The organism is Dietzia sp. B44, from assembly GCF_014145245.1.
Taxonomy (GTDB): domain Bacteria; phylum Actinomycetota; class Actinomycetes; order Mycobacteriales; family Mycobacteriaceae; genus Dietzia; species Dietzia natronolimnaea.
Genome location: NZ_JAALEF010000522.1, coordinates 13,172 through 13,405, shown reverse-complemented (window position 1 = coordinate 13,405; position 234 = coordinate 13,172).

Sequence of the window (234 nt, the reverse complement as noted above, 5' to 3'; positions counted from 1 at the left end):
AGCCCCGCCTGCGCGGGGACGACACGATCCAGAACTCGGTCGACCGCGTCAAGACCGGAACAGCCCCGCCTGCGCGGGGACGACTTTGCGGGTAGTCGCACGCAGGACTTGATGGGCGGAACAGCCCCGCCTGCGCGGGGACGACAACTGGGAGAGCGTCCGTCTCCAAAGCGGATGGGGAACAGCCCCGCCTGCGCGGAGACGACTGCGTCAGCCCCTCGGACACGAGGATGC